The sequence below is a fragment of the Bradyrhizobium sp. P3_C3 genome (assembly GCF_056402655.1).
Window position 1 is genome coordinate 17314 of the sequence record NZ_JBFUGY010000019.1, and the last position, 25323, is coordinate 42636.

Annotated in this window: 18 protein-coding genes; 12 read left to right on the forward strand and 6 right to left on the reverse strand. The window is 61.9% G+C overall.

What is annotated here, in order from left to right; all coding sequences use genetic code 11:
• Positions 1-28: 28 nt before the first annotated feature.
• Positions 29-1342, reverse strand: a complete 1314-nt coding sequence (locus AC1DW2_RS22000; RefSeq protein WP_085402486.1) for a type VI secretion system protein TssA — start codon at positions 1340-1342, stop codon at positions 29-31.
• A gap of 352 nt (positions 1343-1694) precedes the next feature.
• Here AC1DW2_RS22000 and AC1DW2_RS22005 point away from each other — a divergent pair, with 352 nt between their 5' ends.
• The 9 genes from AC1DW2_RS22005 to AC1DW2_RS22045 are packed head-to-tail and all read left to right on the forward strand — an operon-like array spanning position 1695 to position 15284.
• Positions 1695-3563 carry a type VI secretion system Vgr family protein gene (locus AC1DW2_RS22005; RefSeq protein ID WP_063981817.1) on the forward strand — a complete coding sequence of 623 codons (1869 nt, stop codon included), beginning with the start codon at positions 1695-1697 and terminating at the stop codon, positions 3561-3563.
• Between the two features lie 5 nt (positions 3564-3568).
• Complete coding sequence (locus AC1DW2_RS22010; protein ID WP_063981818.1) at positions 3569-4132, forward strand: DUF6931 family protein; 564 nt, start codon at positions 3569-3571, stop codon at positions 4130-4132.
• A gap of 12 nt (positions 4133-4144) precedes the next feature.
• Positions 4145-5503 carry a type VI secretion system-associated FHA domain protein TagH gene (gene tagH / locus AC1DW2_RS22015; protein ID WP_063981819.1) on the forward strand — a complete coding sequence of 453 codons (1359 nt, stop codon included), beginning with the start codon at positions 4145-4147 and terminating at the stop codon, positions 5501-5503.
• Positions 5504-5551: 48 nt separating this feature from the next.
• Complete coding sequence (tssK, locus tag AC1DW2_RS22020) at positions 5552-6889, forward strand: type VI secretion system baseplate subunit TssK (protein WP_014493496.1); 1338 nt, start codon at positions 5552-5554, stop codon at positions 6887-6889.
• On the forward strand, positions 6886-8412 hold the full coding sequence (tssL, locus tag AC1DW2_RS22025) for a type VI secretion system protein TssL, long form (protein WP_063981820.1): 1527 nt from the start codon (positions 6886-6888) through the stop codon (positions 8410-8412). The genes tssK and tssL overlap by 4 nt, the downstream gene beginning before the upstream one ends.
• Before the next feature lie 43 nt (positions 8413-8455).
• Complete coding sequence (gene tssM, locus AC1DW2_RS22030) at positions 8456-11998, forward strand: type VI secretion system membrane subunit TssM (RefSeq protein ID WP_085402423.1); 3543 nt, start codon at positions 8456-8458, stop codon at positions 11996-11998.
• Complete coding sequence (gene tagF, locus AC1DW2_RS22035; RefSeq protein WP_063981822.1) at positions 11995-12696, forward strand: type VI secretion system-associated protein TagF; 702 nt, start codon at positions 11995-11997, stop codon at positions 12694-12696. The genes tssM and tagF overlap by 4 nt, the downstream gene beginning before the upstream one ends.
• A gap of 6 nt (positions 12697-12702) precedes the next feature.
• On the forward strand, positions 12703-13479 hold the full coding sequence (locus AC1DW2_RS22040) for a PP2C family protein-serine/threonine phosphatase (RefSeq protein ID WP_014493500.1): 777 nt from the start codon (positions 12703-12705) through the stop codon (positions 13477-13479).
• On the forward strand, positions 13476-15284 hold the full coding sequence (locus tag AC1DW2_RS22045) for a serine/threonine-protein kinase (protein ID WP_063981823.1): 1809 nt from the start codon (positions 13476-13478) through the stop codon (positions 15282-15284). Before AC1DW2_RS22040 ends, AC1DW2_RS22045 begins: the two co-directional genes overlap by 4 nt.
• Before the next feature lie 9 nt (positions 15285-15293).
• Here the strand turns inward: AC1DW2_RS22045 and AC1DW2_RS22050 are convergent, their stop codons facing one another.
• Both AC1DW2_RS22050 and AC1DW2_RS22055 read right to left on the reverse strand, forming a co-directional pair.
• Positions 15294-16277 (reverse strand): DUF4424 domain-containing protein, encoded by a 984-nt coding sequence (locus AC1DW2_RS22050; RefSeq protein ID WP_063981824.1) that lies wholly within the window; start codon positions 16275-16277, stop codon positions 15294-15296.
• A 98-nt stretch (positions 16278-16375) separates the two neighbouring features.
• Positions 16376-16657, reverse strand: a complete 282-nt coding sequence (locus AC1DW2_RS22055) for a hypothetical protein (RefSeq protein WP_028156828.1) — start codon at positions 16655-16657, stop codon at positions 16376-16378.
• Between the two features lie 157 nt (positions 16658-16814).
• Here AC1DW2_RS22055 and AC1DW2_RS22060 point away from each other — a divergent pair, with 157 nt between their 5' ends.
• From AC1DW2_RS22060 to AC1DW2_RS22070, 3 genes are all read left to right on the forward strand, one after another.
• Complete coding sequence (locus tag AC1DW2_RS22060) at positions 16815-18539, forward strand: hypothetical protein (protein WP_477007158.1); 1725 nt, start codon at positions 16815-16817, stop codon at positions 18537-18539.
• A 57-nt stretch (positions 18540-18596) separates the two neighbouring features.
• Positions 18597-20378, forward strand: coding sequence for a caspase family protein (locus AC1DW2_RS22065; RefSeq protein ID WP_477007159.1), 1782 nt, complete (start codon positions 18597-18599; stop codon positions 20376-20378).
• A gap of 108 nt (positions 20379-20486) precedes the next feature.
• Complete coding sequence (locus AC1DW2_RS22070) at positions 20487-21044, forward strand: DUF4384 domain-containing protein (protein WP_224580845.1); 558 nt, start codon at positions 20487-20489, stop codon at positions 21042-21044.
• A gap of 17 nt (positions 21045-21061) precedes the next feature.
• On the opposite strand, the gene AC1DW2_RS22075 is transcribed toward AC1DW2_RS22070, so the two are convergent.
• From AC1DW2_RS22075 to AC1DW2_RS22085, 3 genes are all read right to left on the reverse strand, one after another.
• Positions 21062-22048 (reverse strand): alpha/beta hydrolase family protein, encoded by a 987-nt coding sequence (locus AC1DW2_RS22075; RefSeq protein ID WP_063981828.1) that lies wholly within the window; start codon positions 22046-22048, stop codon positions 21062-21064.
• A gap of 140 nt (positions 22049-22188) precedes the next feature.
• The gene (locus tag AC1DW2_RS22080) at positions 22189-24066 is read right to left on the reverse strand and encodes a caspase family protein (RefSeq protein ID WP_231142830.1); all 1878 of its coding nucleotides are present in this window, start codon (positions 24064-24066) and stop codon (positions 22189-22191) included.
• 383 nt (positions 24067-24449) lie between these two features.
• Positions 24450-25220 carry a methyltransferase family protein gene (locus AC1DW2_RS22085; protein ID WP_085402426.1) on the reverse strand — a complete coding sequence of 257 codons (771 nt, stop codon included), beginning with the start codon at positions 25218-25220 and terminating at the stop codon, positions 24450-24452.
• Positions 25221-25323: the final 103 nt, after the last annotated feature.

The window sequence follows — 25323 nt, forward strand, 5'->3', positions numbered from 1 at the left end:
ATTTAGTGCCCTCGAGCGAAAGCTGGGTTCAATGCGATCTGTCGATTGTTTTAAGCGCTCCCTCAGGAAGAACATCATTCAAAAGGCTGAGAAAGTCTCGTTGCGCGAGGTCGCGTGCGCGATCTGCCAAAAAGGGGATGGGGCTGGACGGCTCTGCGGTTCGGAAAAACGACGCCACCTTCGCCAGCAGGCCCAAGGCTTGCGTTCTGCTTTCCACTGAAAATACAATGTCTTGGGTGTTGTTCTCGGCCGTCGATGAGAATGACGTGGCGAGTTCCGCCATCCGTTCGATCGGCAGGTCGAAGACCTTGTCGCGTCCGATGTTGATCGCAGCGCTCCCCACGTGCGCAGGCACCAGCATCCGCATGACTTCAATAAATGACTTGCCGACCATCTCCTGCGCTTGACGCACCAGCAACAGTGCCGGGTTGGACGGTTCCATTCGGGCAAAATAGTCTGCCACTGCTGCAAGCGCTGCAGATGCCTGTGCGGATGAAGTCACCACACCGGTCGTGTCTGACGGCGCCTGTGCATCGACAGGACCGACATCTTCCGCGGTTGCGGCGATCGCGGCCGGATCGCGCGACGCGACAAGACCCGCAAGCCAGGCAGCCATGCCGTTAACCAAGCCAGAGAGCCTGTCGAGGCTGATCGGTTGCCCCGCGTTCAACTTCTCGTGCCAGGTCTGCTTGATGGCCGCGATTTCAGCAGCGACCGCAGAGCACCGCCCGCTGGCTGCCTTGAGAGTGTCGAGATCTGTCTCGCTGACGATGCGCTCGATGGCCGCCAGATCAGGCCCGTCGGCGTCGGCGTCGCCGGCGGGAATTTCGCCGTGAGCGATCTGATAGGCACGGTAGTTGAGGTTGCCGTGTCTGCGGTTCTCGATCAGGGGAAGGAACTGGAGCGGGTTGATCACGGTCGGGAACACGTCGATTGCCTCGACTGTGACGGCGCGAAGTGCGTAGTCGCCGTCCTCGCCCTTCGGATGCACCGCTTCCCACTGCTCGCGCAGCAGCAGGTTGGTCGCCTTCAGGCAGCAGAGAAAGCCGTCGAGATCGCGGTTGAGGATTGAAAATTTGGCCAGCAGCAGGTTCAGACGCAGATCGCGGGTACGCGCCAGAATGGGCTGCGCGGCGGCAAACTGGCCGGCAAAATCGACCGCTTTTGGATCGAAGCGTCCACGCTCTCCGTTGGCATTGACGACCTCGAAGAACGACATCGGTAGCAGCGATTCCGCACCTGCGAAGAAGTTCAGATATTGGACGTCTCCGATGGCGTCGAGATCCGGTCCGCAGGGATCGTCAGCGGCAATGGGCTGCGTCAGGGAGGCGACGTCAAGCATATGCGGACCGTCCATCTGCTCGATCACGGCCCCGCTGCCGAGCCCGTGGCGACTAGGGGATCGCGCGGGGGCGCATGATCCGGAATCTATACCTATGGGTCAGATGCCTGCCGACMTTGGTTCATTCCCGAAGATCATGCCATTTTCGCGTGAACCGGCAAGCTCTTGGAGCCGACTACTTGATGGCCCGGGGTAGATCTTTGGCGGCCGTTGTGGAACGTCAGGAAGCCCAGCCCTGGGGCGGGCTTGCCGGCACAGCCGGCGGCACGCAGGATTTCCGTCGTTCTTGCATAACGTCTGATCAGCTTTTTTGCAGCGGGTCATTCGATCGAAGGAGGGAGTTTAAGCCCACATGGGCCAGCTTACTCAGGATACCCGCCTCTGCGAACTCAAGACGCCTCTTGGCAAGGACGTTTTGGTTTTTGCCGGATTCGAAGGCTCGGAAGGTCTCAGCGAACTGTTCGAGTATCGCATCGAGTGTCTCAGTGAGGATGCCGACCTCGACTTCGACCGCGCTATCGGCCAGCAGTGCACGCTGACCATAAAGCTGCATGAAAAGGAGCGCGAGTTCAGCGGCATTCTGACGGAGGCCCAGTGGCTCGGGGTGAAGAACGACTATTTCAGCTACCGGATCGTGCTGAGGCCCTGGTTATGGCTGTTGTCGCGAACCACCGATTGCCGGATCTTTCAGGACAAGAAGGCGCCCGACATCATCAAAGAGGTCTTCAACGAACGCGGCTTCACCGACTATGAATCCAAACTCACCGAAGAGGGTTCTTGTCCGAAGCTCGAATATTGCGTTCAGTACCGCGAGACCGACATGAACTTCGTGTGCCGGCTGATGGAGCAGCACGGCATCTACTACTTCTTCAAGCATGAGGGCGGCAAGCACACGCTGGTGTTGGCGGACTCCAAATCGTCGCACAGTCCGATCAATGGTCTTGCTACGATTCCCTACATCCCGCTGGCGGGTGCCGACCGGCGAGGCGAGCAGCACATCTATGAATGGGTATCGGAGCGGCGATTTCGTACCGGCAAGATCGAACTCAACGATTACAACTATCAGAAGCCCAACGCTCAGATGATCAGCGACGCCAAGGGCTCCGAGCATTACACTCGGTCGGAGATGGAGTTTTACGACTATCCCGGGAAGTTCAAGGAGAAATCCGACGGGGAGCGCTACGCGAAGATCCAGCTCCAGGCAGAGCAAGCGATGGATCGGCGTCGCCGCGGCAATGGCGACGCCGTCAACCTGTTCCCTGGCGGGCTGACGAAGCTCGAAAAGCACTCCAAGGACTCGCAGAACGTCGAATACCTCGTGGTGCGAGCTGTGCACTCGTTCTCGATCGAATCCTATCGCACCGGCGGTCCGAGCGACGCAGGGCAACACGTCTATTTCGGCAGCTACGAGTTCTTGCCTAGCGATCGGCCGTTTCGAGCGCTGATGATGACGCCGAAGCCAAGAATCAACGGCATCCAGACGGCCAAGGTGGTGACCAAAGACGATAATTCGAGCGAGGAAATCGACGTCGAGTCCCTGGGCGAAATCTATGTCCGCTTTTTCTGGGATCGGAAGAAGAAGCGGTCGTGCCGGTTGCGCGTGGCTCAGGTTTGGTCTGGCAAGCGCTGGGGCGGTCAGATCATCCCGCGCGTCGGACAGGAAGTCGTTATCGAATTCCTGGAGGGGGATCCGGACCGGCCCCTGGTGATCGGCACCGTGTACAACGACGAATACAAGCTGCCCTACGATCTGCCGTCGAAGAAGACGATCGGGGGATTGAAGTCGGACTCCACCAAAGGTGGCGGCGGCTTCAACGAGTGGAGCTTCGAGGACAAGAAGGGATCCGAGAAGATCACGGTGCATGCCGAGAAGGACCACGACGTAACGGTCCGCGACACCGAGACACGTACCATCGGCGAAGCTGCATTTGGCGGCGACACGCGCAACACCACGCTCAAGAACGGCAATGATAAGCTCGATATCCAGTTGGGTGGTCAGCACATCACTTTGGCCATGGACCAGTCTGTCAATGCAGGCCTCAGCATCACGCTCATGGCCAATGCGAACATCACCCTACAGGTGGGTCCTAGTCAGATCATCCTGACCCCGGCGGGCATCGTCATCAACGCGCCGACGATCGCCATGACGGCGCAGGCCGGCATGGCGCTTGCTGCCGGTGGTCCGCTGGTCGCCCACGGTACTCCAACCCTTGTTGGTTGACGGTCATGGGACAAGTTCGGTTCGGTACGGTTCAGGATCTGTTTCAGGCCTATCCCTTGGCGCGTTATGATGTCGGCAAAGCCGACGCTGACAAGCCTTCGCTGGACTTCCTTCAGGAGGCCGCCGATGCGCGGAATTGGCACCCGGCCGTGTCTTACTGTGCCTATCTGCTTCCCAGGCGCGTAGCAGTTGCCTGGGGATGTCGCTCTCTGCGACTGATGTTCGACCATTTCGACGCCAGCGATACCAGGTCGCTCAATATTGTGGAGACCTGGGTCCGGCAACCGGACGAGCAGTCCCGGAACAAGGCGCTGGCTGTCGGCAATGCCAATGATCCCGAGCAGCCGGCGACATGGCTGGCGCTGGCGGCCGGCTGGTCCGGCGGAAGCGTGGTTCCCCCGGAATTTGCGCCCGTGGAAGCTAAGCCAGATCAGGCCGCGCGGGCGGTGCGTGCAGCACTGCTGATCGGCCTCTGCCGGCTCCCCCGTGACGCCCGGGACCGGATAATGACGTCATGCCTAGAGGATGGTATTCAATTGGCACGCGGCGAACCGCGCCCTCCGCGCTAACGAGACGATGTGATGGTGCTTCGCTTTAATATCGAGAACGAACCGAACCTTCCGGATGGCGGACCTGTGTCGTTTACGGTCACCGGCAGGCGTTCAGTCGATATTGGCCGGGACCGTCACCTCGACTGGACGCTGCCGGATCCGGCGCGGACGATTTCCGGAAAGCATTGCGAGGTGCACTTTCGCGACGGTGGCTATTGGCTGCACGACGTTTCGACCAACGGCACCTTTCTCAATGGTGCCGACCAGCGCATGCGGGGGCCGCACCGCTTGCGCGACGGTGACCGACTCACGATCGGCCACTACATCATCGGAGTTTCGCTGGAGAATGAGGCTGGCGGGGGCAGCCCAAACCACGAGGCGCAACTGCGCGAACCCTCGGTCCAGCAGCATGCCGACTACGGAGAGCTTTGGACAGCCGATCGTGACATTCCGCCGCCGATCGATCCGCAACTGCTGAAGAAGCCACGCGAGGCTGCGCGGCCCGTCAATCCGGGGTTCCTGGATTGGGCGGCGAGCGTCCCGGCACCTGGTGTAGACCCATTCCGACGGTCACAGCCGGCGTCTCCGTACCAACCGTCCGAGCAGGACGACGACATGAACTGGGCAGCCGGTCCAGCCAACGCGCCGAAACCGCAAGTCGAGCGCCCGCCCATCATGCCGACCCCACGCCGGCCGTCGGTATGGATTGATGATGAACCAGCCGCTGCCCAGCCGCCAGCATCGCCATCGCGCCCGGCGCAAGCGGCAGACGAGGGACCTGTCACGGCCAAGCCAGTCGGCGGTCCCGAGTTCGCGCGACTGGTGGCGCGCGCTGCAGGATTGCCGGACAATTTCTTTGCCAGCAAGTCCGATGCCGAACTCGCCGAACAGCTTGGCGTCATCTTGCGTATGACCGTGGATAATCTGATGGCGCTGCTGCAGGCGCGGACCCAAGCCAAGCAGCTGACCCGTAGCACTAGCCAAACCACCGTCCAAGCCCTCGAAAATAATCCGCTGAAGTTCTCGCCGACCTCGGAAGAAGCGATGCGCATTCTCTTTGGGCCGCCGACGCGCAGCTACCTCGACACACAGCGCGCCTTTGCGCAGGGCTTCAGTGATCTCAAGTCACATCAGTTGAAGACCTATATGGCGATGCAGCACGCTGTCCATGAACTGATTGCGGGCATAGATCCGACGCTGATGGCCCGCGAGCTCGAGCTTCAGCGTGGCGCAAGCTCCTGGCTCGGCACGAACAAGGGCAAACTCTGGGACGAGTTCTTGACGCGGTGGAAGGCGCATCTCGGCCGCGACAACAGCGCGCCGATCGAAACCTTTATGTTGCATTTCTCGAACTATTACGACCGCGGTGACAAGCCCGGTTCAAAGTAAACTATCGGCGACCACGCGGCTGCCGACAATTTCTAAGTGGATGTAGGAATGTCTTGGTACAGCAAAGTTTTCTGGTCGGAAGGTCTGTTTCTGCGGCCGCATCATCTGCAGCAGAACGACCGCTACATCGAACACTTGCTGGAAAAGCGCGTTCGCTACACGACACCATACCCGTGGGGCTTTGCCCAGCTGGAGATCGACAAGGATCTTACCGAACAGAGCAAGTTCGCGGTGCGCAATGCGTCCGGCGTCATGCCGGACGGTACGCCGTTCGATATCCCTGCGGACAGCCAAATTCCCGAAGCGATCGATGTGCCGGAGACGGCGGCAGGCCAGGTCGTCTGGCTGATGATGCCGGTCGCGGCGCCAAACACCCGCGAGGTCGACGAGGATCGCACCGACAGCGCCAGTCGTTATGTTCGTAGTTCGGAAACCTTCATTGACTCGACCTCTGCGCTACGCATCGAGGAAGAGATCGACATCGCTTATCCGCGCTTGTCGTTCGAACTGCGCAAGAGCAGCAAGCCCGGATACATGGGCCTCGGCATCGCGCGCATTCTCGAGGTGCGCGACAAGAACATCCTGTTCGACGATAAATTCGTGCCGCCGATGCTGATCTGCGCCGCGCATCCGATCATCGATGGCTGGCTCAACCGCATCATCGGCTGGGTTGAGACGAAACTCGACGAGCTGGCGCGTTACGCGGTCGATCCGTCATCCGGCGGTGGGTTGCAGAGTGTCGACTATCTGGTCCTGCAAGTGCTGAACCGTACCATTCCCGTCCTGACTCATTTCCAGCGCTCCGGCAGCGTGCACCCCGAGCGCCTGTACGAGGAATTGCTGAGATTCGCGGGCGAACTTGCGACATTTTCTACGGCGGAACGGCGGGCGCGCAACTATCCGGCTTACGATCACGACGATCTCGAGAACGTCTTCACACCCTTGGTGAGCGACATCCAGGACTTCTTGAGCGCGCGATTGGGCCGGCGGGCAATCCGCCTGGAGATCATCGAGCGCGCACAGAATGCGTTCGTGTCGCCGATCCGCGATCGCGCGCTATTCCGAAACGCGACCCTGGTGCTGGAGGTTGCCGCACGGCGGCCGCTCGTGGAGATCCAGAACGATTTCCCGCACCTGTTCAAGGTCGGGCCGAACACCAAGATGAACGAGATCGTGCACGCAAACCTGCCGGGCCTGACCTTGGCGCATTTGCCGACGCCGCCGCCGCACATCCGGGCCATCACGGATCACGTCTATTTCTATCTCGACCGCAAGTCGCCGCTGTGGCCCGAGTTCAGCACGGCGGCCTCGATCGGAATGCATTTCTCCGGCGACTGGCCGGAGCTTGAGCTGTATCTTTGGGCCATCCTGGAAGACAGGCCATGAGCGACAGGGACAAGCCGGTCAATCCTTTCGGTCGGGGCGAACGGACGATCATCCGTCCCAACCCCGGCGGGAAGTTGCCGCCGGCGCCGACCTCTCAGCCTCCGCCGGGCGAGGGCCCTGCGGCACGTCCAGGCTATTCGCCATCACCGGTACCCTCTCCCGGCGCGCCGGCGCCACCGTCATCATTTTCTCCTGTCCCGCAGGGCTCGAACTACGCCTCCGCGCCGGCCAGCCATCCCGCTGAGGAATGGATATCGACACCCGCGCCAGCCCAGGCGCAGCAGCCCATGCTACCGCCGGGACCGCCGTTGCGCGTCGACGATCTCGTCGCGCCAAATGCCAATCCAGTGATGCGCGCTGCGGGCCCGTTGCTGCAGCTGCTTGGTCGGTTGCGGGTGGCGCTCATGCGCGCGTCATTCGCGAGTTTGATGGAGCAGGTTGCAGACGCGATCAAGTTCTTCGAGAAGGACATCCGTTCCGCGGGCATATCCGAGCACCAGGCCAACACAGCGAAATACATCCTGTGTGCCACTGCCGACGATATCGTGCAGCACATCCCGACCGAGGAGCGCCACGTCTGGACGCAATATTCGATGCTGAGCCGGTTCTTCGGCGAGCGTGTCGGCGGCGTCCGTTTCTTTGAGATTCTCGACCATTTGAAGGTTGATCCACTGGTCAACTATCCGGTCCTCGAACTTCAGCACGCCTGCCTTGCGCTTGGTTTTCAGGGCATTCACCGGACGTCAGGGGGCGGACTTGCGAACCTGCAGCTGATCCAGCGTAACCTCTATGAATTGCTGCGCCGGGTCCGGCCGAAGACGATGAGCGACCTGTCGCCCAACTGGCGCGGGCAAGCGCTGGCGGGGCGCCGGCAGCGTCTGCGCGTTCCGGTCTGGCTCGTCGCGGCTGTCGTGGCCGCGCTGCTGACCGGGTCCTACTTCGTCCTGCGGACGCTCCTCGCTGGCCGGGCAGAGAATGCTGCCGAGGTGGCGCTCGCGCTCCATCCGGCCGGCCCGATCGAGCTCAAGCGCCAGATCGTTGCACCGCCGCCGCCGCCGCCACCTCCGCCGCCACCGGATCGCATCACCCAGTTGCAACGCATCCGCAACGCGCTCGCGAAGGAGAACACCGCCTGTGCCATGACGGCGGACCAGACCCCGAGCTTCATCGTGATCAGGGTCTGCGACCTGGCGTTGTTCGCGTCGGGCCAGGCGACCATCCTCGACGGCTTCAAGCCGATCGCACTCCGCGTCGCGGCAACCCTCGACAAGGAGCCGGGACGGATCCGGGTCGTTGGCCATACCGACAGTTCGCCGATCCGCACAGTCCGCTTCCCGACAAATTTCGAGTTGTCGGTCGAGCGCGCCAAGGCGGTTGCCGCGGCACTGAAGCCTGGCTTGACCGATGGTTCGCGCGTCGACGTCGAGGGCAAAGGAGCAGATGCGCCAATCGGTAGCAACACGACACCCGAGGGACGCGCCAAGAACCGGCGCGTCGAGATCTTTATCGAACGCAGCGAATAGGCAGATACCGCCGGGTCAGGTGGTTTGCGACAGGTACGGTTAGATGCTTGCCAAGGACATTCTTCGCATCGTTCTCTACGGAGTAGGGCTCAGCTCGCTCGGAGCGGTGATCTATCTCGCCGGTCCCTTCATCGCGTTCGGCGACTGGCGGCCGCTGGAGAACCATATCGTCCGGCAGATCGCTATTCTGCTGCTCACCACGGTCGTGGCAGGCATTGTTGGCCTCAATCTGTTCAAGCGGCGCAAGAGTGCCAAGGAGATTGCCGATGGCATCGCTGGTGCGGACCAGCCCGTCAGCGATGAACCGGTGCTCAAGGAGCGCATGAAGGATGCGCTCGCGACGCTGAAGACCGCCAGCGGCAACAAGTCGGGCTATCTCTACGATCTGCCGTGGTACGTCATCATCGGTCCGCCCGGAGCCGGCAAGACCACGGCGCTGGTCAATTCCGGGCTCAAATTTCCGCTCGCGCGCGGGGCGACGCCCGCAGCGATCGCGGGGGTCGGCGGTACGCGCTACTGCGATTGGTGGTTCACCGAGGAGGCGGTGCTGATCGATACCGCCGGCCGCTACACGACCCAGGACTCCAACAGCAAGGCCGACAAGGATAGCTGGCTGGCGTTCCTGGACATCCTGAAGAAAAGCCGGTCGCGCCAGCCGATCAACGGCGTCCTTGTCGCCATCAGTATCGAAGACATCCTGACGCTGCCGAAGCAGGAACTCGCACTTCACGCCGATGCCATTAGGATGCGCCTGCTCGAGTTGCATCAGAGGCTCAAGGTCAGCTTCCCGGTCTACGCGCTATTTACCAAAGCCGATCTCGTTGCCGGCTTCACCGAGTATTTCGCCTATCTCGGCGAGGCCGGCCGCCGCCAGGTCTGGGGTGCCACGTTCCAGACCGCAGACAAGACCCAGAATCTGGTGGGGCAGATCCCGGTCGAGTTCGACCGTCTGCTGGAGCGCCTGAGCGAGGAGACGCTCGACCGTCTGCAGGACGAGCCGACGCCCCAGCACCGCGTGCAATTGTTCGGCTTTCCGGCACAGATGGCGCGGCTCAAGCCCCAGATCCACGACTTCCTCAACCAGATCTTCGAGCCGACGCGCTATCACGTGAACGCGAACCTGCGCGGTTTCTACTTCACCTCGGGTACGCAGCAGGGCACGCCGATCGACCAATTGATCGGGTCGCTGGCACGTACGTTCGGCGCTGAGGAGGTCGGTTCCGGATCCTATTCGGGCACGGGCAAGAGCTTCTTCCTCGCCGATCTGATTTCCAAGGTCATCATCGGCGAGGCCGACTGGGTCTCGACCGACCGTGCCGCGGTGCGCCGCGCGCTGATCCTGAAAACCGCGGCCCTGTCATTGATCGGCCTGGTCTCGATCGGACTGATCGCAGCCTGGCTGATGAGCTACAAGCGGAACTCCGATTTGATCGAGCAAAGCCTGCAGGCGGATAGCGAGTATGCGGCCGCCGGCGCACCACTTATCAAGCAGACGCTGATTGCCGATCATGATCTCGACAAGGTGCTGCCGCTGCTCTACCGGCTGCGCAACGCCCCGGCAGGCTACGGATCGCGCGGCGAGTCGGTGCCTCTGTCGGCTCGCTACGGGCTCAGTCAGCGCGCCCGGCTGCTGTCGCCCTCGAAGGCGGCCTATCATACGGCGCTTGAGCGCATGTTCCGGCCGCGCCTGCTGTATCGCCTCGAGGAGCAGCTCAATGCGCGCATCAACGAACCTGCCTTCGTCTACGAGGCGCTCAAGGTCTATCTGATGGTCGGCGGCCTGCAGTCGCCGGACCGCGAGCTGATCCGCTCCTGGATGCAACGTGACTGGGCGGACAACCTCTATCCTGGCGCCACCAACGCGGAAGGGCGGCGTCTGCTCGACGAGAACCTCGTGGCAATGTTCGACCTCGAGACCGAGCAGCAGCCGCTGGTCGAACTCGACGGCCGGTTGATCAAGCAGGCCCAGAGCTCCTTGGCGCGCCTGAGCGTGTCGCAACGTGCCTACGAGTTTCTGAAATCGGAGGCTCGCGCATCGACCGCTGGCGACTGGATCGCTAGCCGCCATGGCGGACCCGACATGGGTGTCGTGTTCGAAACCACGACGGGGCAGCCTTTGGACGCGGTGCGGGTACCTGAGTTCTTCACGTATAACGGCTTCCATCAGAAGTTCGTCGCCCGGCTGTCCGGATTGTCTGAGCGGATGAAGCGGGAGCGATGGGTTTTGGGTGATGCAGGCCAGCAGTCGGCCATCGACCAGCAGTACGACAATCTGGCCGGCGATCTGCTCAACATCTATTCCAACGATTTCGTGACGACCTGGCGAACGGCGCTCGGGAGCCTGCGCCTGAAGAAGCTGCTCGCCGACAAGCCGAAATACGAGGTGCTGCGGGCGCTTTCGGCGCCGACCTCGCCGATGCGGCAAATTCTGGAATCGGTGCGCGATGAGACGGTGCTGACCAAGGAACGGGCGAAGCCGGCGAACGCTTCGGCGCCAGCTGCCGCACCGGCGCCGGCACTCTTCACGAATGCCCAGGATGGACCGCCTGGCGCGACGATCGAGGCACAGTTCAAACCTTACCACGCGGCGCTCGAAGGCGAGAGCACCCGCCGGCCGATCGACTCGACCGTCGCGAACCTGAACGACATCGCGCAGAACCTGACGTTGATCATCGAGAATCCCCAACTGACAGCACAGGCCACGGCTGCGCTTCAGACCCAGGTCGCAGCGCTCCGCAACAATGCCTCGCGCATGCCGCCGCCATTCTCCGACATGCTGCGCGCTGCAGCCGCGGAGTTCGAAGGCAGCATCGCGGCTTCAACCGCTGGGCAAATCCTGCAAACGTTGCGCGATCAGGTCACGCCGGTCTGCCAACAGACCGTGACCAACCGCTACCCGTTTGTCCGCAGCAGCGGCCAGGAAGTCCCGCTGGCGGATTTTGCCAAATTGTTCAGTCCGAACGGCGTTATGGACAAGTTCTTCACCCAGTACCTGGCACCTTATGCCGACACGTCGCGGTCGGACTGGGCTTGGCGCAAGGAGAGCCCCGTTGGTCGGTCGTTCTCGCCCGACACGCTCAAACAATTCCAGAATGCGGCTTATATCCGGGATGCGTTCTTCCAGACGGGCGGCGGTGTGCCCGCCGTTTCTTTCGCGATCCGGCCTCCTGGGGCACCGGGGCCAGGCGTGACCGTTAAGACCGAGATCGGCGGCACCACGATTGCGAGCCCAACCATTCCCGGACCGGCCACGTCGTCCTTGTTCGGCGGTCCGCAACCGACGCCACCGCCACCACCACCGCCTCAGAGCAACTCGCCAACGACCGTCCTATGGCCGGGCCCAGCGCCGCGAACGGCAATTTCAGTTAGTAACGACACCGGCGCGCCATCCGTGCTCGAGCGCATTGGTCCCTGGTCGTTATTTCGGATGCTAGAGGCGGGCTCATTGGTTGTGAAAGCGGAAACGGCCAGCGCGACTTTCATCGTCGCGGGGCGCGAGCTCAACTATCAAATTTCGACTGGGTCGTTGCGCAACCCGCTGAATCTGTCAGTGCTGCGCGAGTTTCGTTGCCCGACCGGGATATGACCATGCGTTGCGGGCTATTCGGCAAGATCGGCGCCAAGCGCGATTTCATCGCGATCGCGACCCCGCGCAGCTTCCTGGAAGCCTGGGAGCCGTGGGTACAGGCCGCGCTGTCAGCAAGTCGCCACCAGCTTGGCCCAGGATGGCAGCAGGCCTTTCTGACCGCTCCGGTCTGGCGGTTTTGGCTCGGCGCCGCGATCTGCGGCACGACAGTGGCGGGTGCGATCATGCCCTCGCTCGACGGGGTGGGGCGATACTATCCCTTGACCCTGCATGCGGTGACCGGCGAGGCCGTCTCGCTGCCGCCGCCGAGCATTGATCCGCAGGACGAATGGTTCGGGCAAGTGGAGGCGTTCATGCTTTCGACCCTGGATCGGGCGGCAACCTTCGAGCAGATCTCCGATGCATTGGATCAGCTTGCGGTGCCACGACTGCAGGAGACCATCGCCGGCGGTCCGGCGATCACGTCGCTTGGTAGTGCGACAATGGGAAGGGCTTCGGCGGTCGACGCCTTCGCGGGGTCGTTTGCAGCACTTTGCGCCGCCAACCCACAGGTCTACGCCGCGGCCAGCTTCTGGTGGACCGCCGGAGGGGAAGGCTTTCCGCCAATGGCGCTGAGTTGCCGCGGATTACCAGATCCGTTTCACTACATCACGCTGCTGACCGGTGATCTCGGCCACGCGGCATCCGGGAATGGATGACACGCGATGGTGCATATTCCATCCTTGTTCGATGTTGGTAGCGTCACCCATGCCGGACGGGTGCGGGAGCGGAACGAGGATTCATGTTTGGTACGAACCGACGTCGGCCTTTGGGCGGTCGCCGACGGTATGGGTGGTCACGAGGCCGGCGATCTCGCCAGTCGCATTGTCGTGCAGTCGCTTGACGCGATCGGCACGCCAGAATCAGCCGCAGACCTGCTGGCGGAATGCGAGGAACGGCTGTTCAGCGCAAACCAGCAGATACTGGCGCTAAGTCATGAACGACAGGGGGCCACCGTCGGGACCACAGCGGCGGTTCTGCTCGTTCGCGATAGCTACTATGCCTGCATATGGGCGGGTGACAGCCGGGTCTACCTGATCAGTCGTGGCGCAATTAGCCAAGTGTCGCATGATCACAGCGAACTGGAGGAACTGATCGCCGAAGGTGCGCTTTCGCGCGAAGACGTGAATGATTGGCCGAGCAATGCCATTACTCGTGCCGTCGGTGTCGCCGATGATCCGGAATTTGAGGTGGTGACAGGCCCGGCCGAGCCGGAGGATATCTTCGTGATCTGCAGCGATGGCCTGACCAGGCACGTGCAGGACGACGAGATCCTGCAGCACGCGGCTACGCGACGCGCCCAGGCGGCTTGCGATGACATGCTCGCGCTGGCTCTTGATCGTGGCGGGCTCGACAACGTGACGATTGTGATCGTGCGACTGCTGACGCCACGATCTCAGGAGGCGACAAGATCTCCGCTCAATCGGGAGCCGCAACCATGACCCCGAACGATCCGTTCCGATCGTCCTATCACGGCGTGCCGCCCGGCACGCGTCTCAACGGCATTTACGAGATCGAAGCGGTGATCGGCGCGGGCGGCATGGGTGAGGTGTACAAATGCCGTGAGATCCAGACTGGATCGCCTGTTGCGGTGAAAATGCTGCTGCCCGACATGGTTGACAACGAGGCGGCGCTCGCGCTGTTCCGTCGAGAGGCCGCGGCACTCCACAATCTTCCGCATGACGCGATCGTTCGCTACTTCCTGTTTACCGTGGAGCCGGTGCTGCAGCGACCTTATCTCGCGATGGAATTCGTGAATGGCCGCTCGCTCTCTAACATGCTCGATGATGGGCCGTTGGCCTTCGAGGCGCTGATCAGGCTGATGCAGCGCGTCGCATCGGGACTGGAGGCCGCCCATGAGCACGGCATCATCCATCGTGACGTTTCTCCGGACAACATCATCGTTCCGCTCGACGACGTCAGGCGGGCCAAGATCATCGACTTCGGCATCGCGCGGTCGACCCAGATGGGTGACAAGACCATCATCGGCTCGGGCTTCGCCGGCAAGGACAATTACGCATCGCCGGAACAGGTTGGGTTGTACGGCAATGACGTGACTGCGAAATCCGATGTCTACAGCTTCGGTCTTGTGCTGTTCCATGCGCTGACCGGGCAGAAACTCGACATGGGCGGCAGCCAGTTTCAACTGGTGGAGAAGCGACGGCGTATGCCCGATCTCGGTGCGGTGGATATGCGAATCCGGCCTTTGCTGGAGCGGATGCTGCAGCCTGATCCGGCATTGCGCCCGACCATGGGGGAGGTCGCCAACTGGACGCCAACCGGTTCGGCCCAGACACCGGCCGCGCCGTTATATGGCTTCGATCCGCTACGGCGGCCGGAAAGCGCGGCGCCGGCGTCGCAGGACAGGATGCCGTCGACCGCGCGGAGCGCGCGCGGCCTCTGGCTGGGGGCGGGCGTGGCGGCATTGTTGCTGCTGGTCGGCGGTGGCGGATATGCCTTCTACAAGCTGGTCTGGTCAGCGCCCGGCACAGCGGTTTTGCCGCCACCTCCGAAACTCGCTGGAACAATGGTGCCGCCGAAGGTCGAGCCCGCTGGACCACAGCCCGGACGCCAAGAGACAGAGAAGTTGTCCGCGCAGCCGACGGCAACGCCGTCTCCGGCGCTCGATGGGCCGGGGCGAGCTGAGCGCATCCGCAAATACGTGGCCCAATATTCTGGCGGTGACTGCTTCTTTGTCTTGCCGATTGCTGTGAGCCCAAATGCGGCTGTCATCGAAGGGTTCGGTGCCTCGACCGCCCCATTCGACACCTTCGACAAAGCGTTTCGGCGTGAGCAGGGTTTCGAAGCTTCGGTCGGCGTCAGGCAAGTGACCCAGGCGCAATGCCCTGCCGTCAAGTTCTTGAGTCAGGTCGGGAGCGATCAGGCGCGAATGCCACGCATCACCCTGTCAGCGACAGAGCTGAAGGGCGGCGAAACCCTCAATGGGACCATTGAGAACTTTGCCAACCGCGTGGTCGAGCTGCTCATGGTGTCAGATCGCGGCGAAGTCCAGAGCCTCTCCTACCTTCTGAAGCCGGGCATCGACTCACTTTCGTTTACGCTCCCGACAGCGCGCGCGAGCGGTCCGCAATTGCTGTTGGTCGTGGCGGTTCCGCAGGTTCTGGACTCATTGCGCCAGCCGCGACCGATGGCTGCCGACACGTTCTTTCTGCAGGCGCTAAGCGAGGCTCAGCGCAACAAGGTGACCGTCATCGCGGCCGCGCGCTACGTGCTGCTCACCAATTGACCGGCACGCTCAGAATGTTCCGATCACCAGGATTTTCAGGTCGGCATCCGGCTTGAAGTCGCTTGCTGTATATTCAAGCATGTTTCCAGTAGCAGACGATGCCTTTAGCCGCCCGGGACAGAAGCTCACCAAGCGGTCGCTGCCGCCTGGGTCGATAGTCAGTTTGAACGAGCGGATCGGCCCGGCCCAATTCGCGCCGGTCTTGAGCACATACGAAATGCGCCGCTCCTGCAGCTTCGCGCTGTTGGTTTGGTTACTGCCCGCGCGCTTGTCGAGTTCGGCGAGGAACGTATCCTGGACGCAGTACTCTTTCCGGTAACGGGCGACTTCCTGAGCGAGTGCGCCGCTGCGGCGGAGGCTCGAGCGCAGGATGGTGTCGGGACTGGAGCCGACGCTCGGCCGGTACTGGTGTTCGACCAAGACGGTGCGCATGGGCGGAAACACCTGCTGGCGCACGGCCGAGGTCTTGATAACCCAACCCGGCGCATATTGCTGCCGGCCGTTGTCGCTCTTTCCCGCAGGTATCAGAAGTCCGTCGTCCACGAGCCGGGCCCGGGTCGCCTCGGGCAGGTCGTTCACCCGGATCTCGCGGCTACCAATCGGCAGCAGCGGCAACTTGAGTTCGCGGAGCAGGGCACCGACATCCCTGTTGCCGACCATGGCGCGCTGATCGACGGTCAGCGGCGCCGGGCTGCCATCGACCTTGGTCTCGAAGTCGACGAAGTTGATCGGATCATTTGACGGCAGTGCGATGTTCTCAGCCTCCGACAGGTCGATGTCGGGCAGCGGAAAGGCAACGGTAAGCGTGACCGGCCTGGCGGTGACGTTGGCGAATTGGTAGCGAACGCTAATCCTGTCGAGCGCGATACGAAGGTTCTCGCTCTCCATGGCCACGTCATTGGTGCGCACGAACTGGAGCCCGCCGATCGACAATTCCGCAGCCGAGTCGTTGGCGCGTGCCGGCCAGCCCGTCGCAACCAGCAGCGCGACCATCAAGGCCCGTATCCGGAACGATGGTCGGGGGGAGGGTCCGTTCGACAAGCTAGTCTCGATGCGGCGTCGCAGCATATGCTGGTTCCATCCGATGCGGGTCAATCGATCGGCTGATAAAGATCGCCCCACTCGGACTTCCAGACCCCGTCTGGATCGCACACTACGAGCGCGAGCTTTACGTCGTTTGCCAGCCGGATCGCGCCGCGAAAAGCATCCTGAGCCGGCAACTGCGCGCTGACCTGGTCGGTGGTCAGCCGTCCCCCGCTCGCGGCGGCCGGCAGCACGATCGATCCGGAGATGCCGTCATTGTCGCGTTTCAGGACAAGCGTGATCGCGTCGGGCTGGACTTCGCTCACCTGCTCAAATCTATTCCGGGCCATGTTTTGCACCGCAAGCTGAAGACATTCGGACTATCACCGTCCAGTGATAGATTGAACGTGATTGAGATTGCTCACCACTAATTGACGCGCCGCATCAACGGCATCTCGGATTAGTCGATCCGACGCGGCGATCGGTTCGGGGTACATTGAGGCGAACATGCTTCGTCCAAATCATTGGATCTGGGTCTTCATTGTTGGCGCTGGCATTCTTGGAACCAAGGCGTACGCCGACGATACCGTTGTACGCAGCTTTGCCGGCGGTTCGGCTGCTTCCATGGTCGGCATCGTCCCGGCCAGCGAGGACGTGGAACTCGCGGGACCGCAAGCACTCAGCGCCGATGGGCAGGGCAACCTGTTTGTGCTCGATCAGATCAACGGTCGCATCCTCCAATTTGATCCGAAACAGCCGAGCTCGGATCCTGACGTCCTCAATATGCCGAAAGACGTCCAGCCGACGGATCTCGTCGTCCACAACGACGACATCATGGTTTGGGACGGCGGCGTACGGACGCTGAAGGCGGCGCCGGGGCAATCCACGCGCGGCCTCGGTGGTGATGTGATCCAGCTTGAAGAGGTCTCGAGCCGCGGCACGGACGACCAGGTCGCCGTCTCCGCTTTTGCCCAGATGGGATCACAGGCGCCAGGCAGCGCGACCGACCTGCTCGACCAGAACACCCGCGCGGCCATCATCAAGACGACGCGGCAGCCCGACCGGCAATATGTTGCTACTCGAAGCAAGGGCTCGGTGATCGCCGACATCATTCCGGACAAGGGCAATGCCAGCGTACGGGTCGAAATCCAGACCATGGTCACCAACGAGACGATCGGCCAGCTCGGCCTGCGGGTGCGCAACCAGCTCGGCACGGTAGAGTTTCTCGAGATTGACAACAGTGACCGCTTCTATGTGTTGGCGGAGGACGTCCCGCCATCGGGAAAGAATGCCTCTACGTTCGTCGCACGCTATGCCGCGAACGGCCGTCTCGAAGGAATCTATGAGCTTCCTTTGGAAAACACGCCGCTGACCCGGCGATTCGTAACGGTTTCGGGCGATGGCGATGTCTATTTCCTGCGGACCAAACCGGACGGTATTGAAGTGGTCGGCGTGGGCTTCAGGCCTCTGACCAACGCTTCGATTATCGACGTGCGGYCGTCGCGAACGGCAGCCGCGCCGGCACCGCAATCCGGCGTCAAATTTGACGCGTCGGCCGCCGTGAGACCGTCCAATCGCCAGCAGGCGATCGAGACAGCGTTTGCGTTCGAGGGCATCCAGTGGAAGCTGACGCAGGCGAATTACGGCAACGATCCCGACAGCCAATGCAGCGGCTTCAGCCGTGTTCGTCGGCCGTGGTATCTGCAGGGAAAGGTGAATCAGGAGGTCCGCGGCGTACCCTATTGCTGGGGCTGCCACGGTTCGCTCGCGAACTTCCGGCAGCGGATCGAGAGCGGAACGCTGGCTGGCAATGTGTGCACTCGCAATGCGCCACGGCCGGATGTGGCTGGCGTCGACTGTTCGGCCTTCGTCAGCGCCGCGTGGGGGCTGTCCGTCCACTACACGACTGCCGCTATCCCCGCGATCGCAGCCCCCGTGGCAAATCCCTGGGACCTGAGGCCGGGCGATGCGCTGAACAAGCCGGGCTCGCACGTGATGTTGTTCCTGCGGTTCACGCCCGATCGCAAGGCCGAGGTGATGGAATCCTCGACCGGCGGCTGCAACGGCCGCGTCTGCCGCAACGTCTACCCGTTGGCGAGCCTGCTTTCGCGCGGCTACGTTCCGGTCCGCTTTCGAGCCTTCGCGGACGATCAGACGGCAGTTTCAGCGAGCGCCTATCAGGAGACCGAACAATCGCCGGCGGGCCGCAAAACGGCAAGCAAAAGGCGCTGAACCCGGTGTGTCGCCAGAGCTACAAAATGGGTAGGCATGATGTCGAGGTGGATCACGATGCGGATGCCCAGAGGATTTTATTGCGGGATCAGGCAGCTATGCGCCACCATCGGGCTCGCTGCGTTGATCGGGCTGATAACCCCTCACGCATATGCGGCAGGAGGACTGTCGATCAGCAATCCGGACGGGGCGGCGGTGCGCGCGCTCGTGATCGGGATCGATGACTATCAGCACGTGCGGAAATTGAAGGGCGCGGTCGCTGACGCCACTGACATCGTGACCAGCTTGAAAAACATGGGGGTTGGCGACGTCGTCGTACTGACGAACGCCCAGGCCGACAGGGCAAGCGTCCTGCGCGAGATCAGTGCACTGGTGGAGCGGACCAAGAACAACGACCTCATCTTTCTGTCGATCGCCGGTCATGGCACCCAGGAGCCGGAGCGCGTCAAGGGCTCGGAGCCGGACGGAATGGAAAACGTGTTCTTGCTGCCAAGCTTTGAAACCACGCCAACCGGGTCGGTTGAACGTGTTCTGGGCAGTGAGTTCAACCATTTCATCCGGCAGTTCGAGCTGCGCGGGGCGAGGGTGATCTTCGTGGCTGATACCTGCCACGGTGGCGGTATGGTGCGCGATATCGATCCGCGTGCCGCTGAGATGAGCTTCCGGCAGGTCCCGCGTTACACGTTGCTGGTCGACGAACTGAAGCCGGTGTCGGACAGCAACGATCCGAAGTCAGAACTCGATCTTGACCACACGGCGTTCCTGGCTGCGGTGGACCGCTACACCAAGGCGCCGGAAGTCCGCATCCCTGGCATCGATGGCTTGCGCGGGGCTCTCAGCTATGCGGTCGCGCGGGCGGTGGAGGGGAGCGCAGACATCAATCACGATGGGAAGGTGACGCTCAAGGAGCTCTTCAGCAATGTTCGACAGGTGGTCTATCAGCTCTCGGACCAGCGCCAGAACATCGTGACCATATCATCGCCGCCTCAGACGCCGGATACCGACGTCGCCTTCGAATTGACGCGCGGTGTCGTGCTGATTCAGGGGCCGGCCGCGAGAGCTGCCTCTGGTCCGGCCGGATCCGGGGGGGCCGTCGAGGGACAGGCGCCCGCGCCACCGGCTGTCACGGCCAAGGCACCAACCACTCCGACCCTTGCCGCGGCGGCGACCAAGGAACTTCCGACCGGCGACGCGCCGGGGCCTCTCCGCCTCGCTGCACCAATCCGGCTGGCGGCGCTCGACGGCAAGACAAGCTATTTTGCAAGCGTGAAGCCAAAGGATGTTCCCGTGCAGGCGGTTCAACCGACGGACAATCCCGACCTGATCTGGGATCCCGTGTCGCACGACGTGATCGCGTGGGGCGACGTGGTCGCCTACGGGATCGACGTTGCGAACTTGCCGACGGTAGTCGATCGGACAGCGGCAATTCGTGAACTGAAACGCATTGCGACCCGGTCGCCGCAGATCATGCGCATCTGGCCAGACGATCGCCAACAGCGTGCTGGCCAGACTGTCGAAGTTGACCTGTCTGATGTGGCGTCAAGGGCGGTGCTGCTGTTCAATGTGTCTGGCGATGGCACCATCCAATTGTTGTATCCGGTGGGTTCTGATGCGGCGCTGGCCCGATCGGCGAGTTTGCGCTTACCGCTCAGGGTCGGCGAGCCGTTCGGTGCGGAACAGATCGTTGCGGTGACCTCGCAGCAACGCATGGTAGATCTTGAGACAGCCCTAATGCAGTTCAACCGGCGTCGCGCCTCGGGGCAAGTGATCAAGAGTCTCGAGCGTTACTTGCCCGCAGACGCGCGAATCGCCTCGATCGGCTTCTTCAGTGCCCCCTGACTCTTAGGGGAGCAGGCCATGCCGTCATCTCGGCCGATCCGCCAGGCGCGACCATGGCTCGCATTCCTGCTGCTACTGGCGGGTAGCGGAGCTGCGCCCGCAGCACCATTGCCGACGGCGTCGTTGCATGTCGGCACGACGTACGCACGTTGGCTTTGGCCGGTACAAGCGGTGCGCGGGCAGACCAATACCGCGAGTGTGTCCCTTCAGATCCTGCCGAGCCAGACCGTCAACGTCGGCGGCAAGGTCTCGTTCGGCGTTACAGCCAGGAAGACTGGATATCTCATTTTGGTCGACGTCGACGCGGAAGGGCGGATGTCCCAGATCTTTCCGACCCCCGAGCTATTGGCGCAGTCGAACGAACGCGACATCAATCTCGTCAAGCCGGGTGTCGAATTTGTTGTTCCTGCCCCGGCGGCGCGACAGCGTGGTTTTGAATACGTCGTCGCACCGCCAACAGGGTCCGCAGTGATGATCGCCATCCTGAGCGAGCGACGCGTGCAGTTGCTCGATTTGCCGGACATGCCCCGCAAGCTGGAAGGTCAGGCCGACGCATTGAGCTATCTATCGGCCTGGACCAGCGAGCTGCGCGTGCCGGACAACAGCAGCGGAAAGCTGGTGACGAACAATTGGTCGTTCGACGTCAAATCCTATTCCATCAAGTGAGCCCTGTGAAGCTTGGGTTATAGCTTGCTCAGTCGGCTGAAGAAGCCACCCCGGGCGATCATGTAATGAATGTCCTTTGGAAAGGGAAAAGCGCTGCGAACGTTGGAAATTGCGTGCTGGAGGAATTCCCCGCGCTGCGGCGCTGGCTTATGCCGCGGCTGGTCCGCGACCTGCGGTATCATGAAGCGATCCACGAAAGCCGGGTCAAGATCGTTGACCCTGACCATCTGGCCAAATGCCGGGAATAGATCGTAATGACCCAAGCTTACGCTGAGGTTCTTGAGGGCAGGGCGCTGAGGCTGAGTTTGATTGCCATCGGTCGTCGCCAGCCCACGCCCGATCAGGTCCAGCTTCACCGATTGCGGCAGAGTTGATGGACCATACACGATCTCGAGCGCCCGGCCGCTCTGTCCGGACAACCATTGGTACCAGAAGGTCGCATCATCGGGCCGCGCATTGGCACCGTAGAGGCAGTCAAATCCCCAACAGGCCGTCAGCTTGCCCTGATACTTTCCAAGGCTCCCGACGAGGTTGCGCATGCCGTTACCACCGCCGGAGTGGCATGCGATGATGAGCTTGCCGATCTGGAGCTGAGGAATGGACGTCGAGGAGAGACCCAGGAACCTGGCAAGAGCTCCAAGGATCTCCTCGAGATAGCGTTCGCCCCAGTTCGCGGTTGCCAGGTCAGACACGCTGTAGTTTCCGGCAAAGGTGTCGCCAACGGCATATTCGTAGCCCAGGAACGGCGCGATAAGCACTACGTCCTTGCCGGAATCCCGGACCTGTTCGCGCAGCCGCGCTGGATCGCTGTGGAAGAGGAATTCATGGTTTTTGACATAGAAGCCGTGAAGCCAGATCACGACATCGAACTTGGTGGCAGCTGTTGGGTGCTTTGGCGGAAGATAAACCGCCGTCGGCTTCATGCCGGGGGCCTGCCGCTTCGTGAAGAGCGTCACCCCGGGAAAGGCGTTGGCGTCCTTTTGCTCAAGCTCACACGCAACCACGCAGGTCGCTCCGCTTCGGCCAATCCAGGCACGGACCTGGATGACCCAGTGTTAAGCTCTGCCGCCCGTCACACCTTCTCGACACCAAGATCCGCGCGGCCTCCTGGCCTTCCATGACGCCGTGGCAGCCTTGCGCGTTGCTAGTTGCAGGACTCGACATTACCCACGTTGCCCCCGGGGCCGCCGCCGCCACGGTATTCGAGGTGGCAGCCACTACGGACCTGACGGCACAGAGATTGATCGCAAACGACCTGACCACCGCCGCCGCCGGACCTCGCAGTTGCTTGTCGCCGCGGAACGTCGGCTGCCGGCGCCGGCCTCTCGCGGGCCGAACGATCCGCACGTGACGGACGCTCGTCCGTGTTGCGCTTTGCGACCGGTTTCTTCCCGCGTCGCTTCTCGCATTCATTGTCGTCGTTGAGGAACGAACCCTCGGCACAGGTGATCCTGCTGCACTGGTCACCGTCGGCCTTGTAGCCATGATCACAGATCAGGGGACAGACCCGGGACGGCTTGAGCTTGATTGCGTCAAGCGCGTCGAGACTTGCGAGCTTGGCGTCGAATTTGGTTCCCGCGTGCTGGTTGAAGAGAGCCAACGAGCGCTGTGAGGCCGCATTCCATTGGCCATTGACGGCGCCGGTGAAGCAGCCGACGCGGCTCAATTCGCCTTGTACAGACTTGGCGATATCTACGGACTTGGAGAGATCGGCCTTTGCGATATCGGTCTGGCGCGGCTCGTCGCTCAGCGCGGCAAGCTTGGGCGTCTTGCTGTCCTCAGCGGGCGTAGCGGCCGCTGGGTTATCCGCGACGGTACTCTCAACAGCCGGCTTATTCCCGGAGAGTGCAGCGACGATTGTAGATTCGGACGCAATACGTTTCCGTTCCGCCTCGGCGGCTTGCTCCTGCGCCGCTTGCTTCGTCTTCTCGGCCGCAATCCGGGCCTCTTCCGCAGCCTTCAGCTCCGCGGCCGCCTTCTCCTGGTCGGCACGCTGGGCGCCCTGGGACATCAGGCGAGCTCGCTGCTGCTCGGCCTCCTGCGCTTTCGCCGTGGCCGCGACACGTGCGTCCTCGGCGTCGAGCTGATTGAGCTGCAGCTTGGCCAGATTTGAGTAGTATCCGTCCGGATGTTGGGTCAGGAACGCGTTCAGAGCAGGCTTGTTGCGGAGCTGCAAGGCCAATTCGTAATCACGTCGAATTTCCGACTGGGGGTTGGCCGCCTGTACCGGCTCCTCGGCCTTGGTAGCCGGAACAAGCGCAACGTCTTCGCCGCCGAGCGAGCCGTAGACATAGGGCTCCTGTCGGTTGCCCGTGGCTTGCAAGACATCGTCGCGGACGAAGCCGAAAGCCCTTCGCAAGTCGAGCCCCGGCTTTGCGATGTACTTCACGAGAGCCGTCGCGTACGGACTATTCTGGCTGTTGCCATCGAGTGCGGTCAGTCCCGCTTTCGCGGCAAACGCGATCAGCGTGTTGGAGACGGTGGGCTCGACCCTGGCCAGTCCGCGGCTGATCGATCGCGAGGCAACTGTACGTTTCATCGAGTCGGCAAACGGATTGTTGCGGCACGCGTCGACGATCACCACGCGTAGTTGCCTCGCAGGCTCAATCGCCAGCAGGACGCGGTCGAGCGAGAATGCTTCGTCATAGATGTCCGTGTCACGTTCGAGTCTGGCGTCGGTCGGGATCAGATAGTTTGTCCCGTCGATCTCGATACCGTGGCCAGCGTAGTACACCAGGGCTATGTCGGCATTGCGGGCCTGATCGGCGAATTCTCTCAAGGCCCGCCGCATATCGGTCGCGGCGAGGTTAAGTCTTGAGTCAACCACATCGAAACCTGCCCCCTTCAAGGTTGCGGTGATGGCCGCAGCGTCGTTGGCCGGGTTTGGGAGCAGAGGGGCGTTTTGATAGTTGGCATTGCCGACCACCAAAGCCACGCGCTTTGTCGCCCAGGCTGGCTGACAGGCCAGGAACAGCGAAGCGGCGAGAAGAAGCAAAACTCGAAGGTGCCTGTACACTCTCATGGCGAACACCCAACCTATGCCCGTAGAATGGTGACGTCGCGAAGATGGCCGCATAAGAAATGACTTTTGGAATTCGTACGCTACCGGCGGCTGCCTATCTGCATACAGTACCAAACTCGAGCCCGATCCATTCCTATGTGTTGTTGCGAAATGCGGACGCGTTCAAAAGGCATGGAAGATATTGCGCCGGGCGCTGTCCGCCGATTCATGTGGATGATAGGCGCCCGCCAGTGCTCTGCTGAGGGCGCGATCACAAAATAAGATATTGATATAAAACGGTTATTTTTCTGGGGGCTGCTCGTGGCAGCGCGGCACAAGGCCTCCGGCTTGGTTCGAACTCGAGTTCCGCTGAGCCGCACATCGAGGAGACGTGAAGAGCGGTGTCAGGCGTGCGGATCGATCGCCTTGGTCGAGAGCTCCGGTCCGGCCTGATGAGCTCGCCGCCCGAGTCTCGCGGGGATCAGACCTGCAGGGATCAGAAAAGGCGTTGCCGCGGCATAGACGTCATATTCAGGGAAGGCCAGTCTTAGAATCCGCTCTTCGTTGATCATTCGTCGGCACTGAATCATCGCAACCACGATGGCGATGAGCACGGCAAGTGGTGAAAGGACCTGAAGTGTGACACCGACCAACGCAATCCCCTCACATAGGTAGAGGGGATGCCGGACGACTCGATAAGGCCCTTCCGTCACAAGGCGCCTCGCCTCCGGTAGAATGCTGAAGGATTTGTTCAACCAGCGGAGTACCACGATAGAAAGCGAGATCCCCACCAGGATCAACGTCGTCGACAGAGCCGACCAGATCGGGCCGAGCTCTGCCTTCGGAAGAAAAGCGAGTGCGACGGTCGGAAATGCGCCCAGCAGGGCCGAGACCCGCATCTCAACGCCCTTCGACTTCATTGTCGGGACCAGCCGGGTGATGGTTGTCAGTGCAACGAGTCCGAGGAACAGGACGTTGGCAATACTGGCTGCGATCATGAGCAAGTTGTCCACGCTGCCCAACGGAAGGCGATGGATGCTGGCGGCGCCAATGAGAGCAGACCCGCCATAGACGATCACGATGGCCACCCTGGAGGTCCAGTCCAGCCAGGGATTGACGCCGCCGGCGATCCGGTTCCTGGCTGTCCCCTCCTGGCCGACCTTCGCGTCAGTCACAGCAGTGATCTCGCTCGCTCAAAATCTGCCTCACTAGACGCCAGGCCTCTGGAGAGGTCAATTGGCTGGCCACATCTCCGGGCGCGGCCACACCAGCCAGTCC

Coding starts and splice junctions, on each gene's coding strand:
- AC1DW2_RS22000 (WP_085402486.1), bottom strand. CDS start 1,342: ATGCTTGACGTCGCCTCCCTGACGCAGCCCATTGCCGCTGACGATCCC.
- AC1DW2_RS22005 (WP_063981817.1), top strand. CDS start 1,695: ATGGGCCAGCTTACTCAGGATACCCGCCTCTGCGAACTCAAGACGCCT.
- AC1DW2_RS22010 (WP_063981818.1), top strand. CDS start 3,569: ATGGGACAAGTTCGGTTCGGTACGGTTCAGGATCTGTTTCAGGCCTAT.
- tagH (WP_063981819.1), top strand. CDS start 4,145: ATGGTGCTTCGCTTTAATATCGAGAACGAACCGAACCTTCCGGATGGC.
- tssK (WP_014493496.1), top strand. CDS start 5,552: ATGTCTTGGTACAGCAAAGTTTTCTGGTCGGAAGGTCTGTTTCTGCGG.
- tssL (WP_063981820.1), top strand. CDS start 6,886: ATGAGCGACAGGGACAAGCCGGTCAATCCTTTCGGTCGGGGCGAACGG.
- tssM (WP_085402423.1), top strand. CDS start 8,456: ATGCTTGCCAAGGACATTCTTCGCATCGTTCTCTACGGAGTAGGGCTC.
- tagF (WP_063981822.1), top strand. CDS start 11,995: ATGACCATGCGTTGCGGGCTATTCGGCAAGATCGGCGCCAAGCGCGAT.
- AC1DW2_RS22040 (WP_014493500.1), top strand. CDS start 12,703: ATGGTGCATATTCCATCCTTGTTCGATGTTGGTAGCGTCACCCATGCC.
- AC1DW2_RS22045 (WP_063981823.1), top strand. CDS start 13,476: ATGACCCCGAACGATCCGTTCCGATCGTCCTATCACGGCGTGCCGCCC.
- AC1DW2_RS22050 (WP_063981824.1), bottom strand. CDS start 16,277: ATGGTCGCGCTGCTGGTTGCGACGGGCTGGCCGGCACGCGCCAACGAC.
- AC1DW2_RS22055 (WP_028156828.1), bottom strand. CDS start 16,657: ATGGCCCGGAATAGATTTGAGCAGGTGAGCGAAGTCCAGCCCGACGCG.
- AC1DW2_RS22065 (WP_477007159.1), top strand. CDS start 18,597: ATGCGGATGCCCAGAGGATTTTATTGCGGGATCAGGCAGCTATGCGCC.
- AC1DW2_RS22080 (WP_231142830.1), bottom strand. CDS start 24,066: ATGAGAGTGTACAGGCACCTTCGAGTTTTGCTTCTTCTCGCCGCTTCG.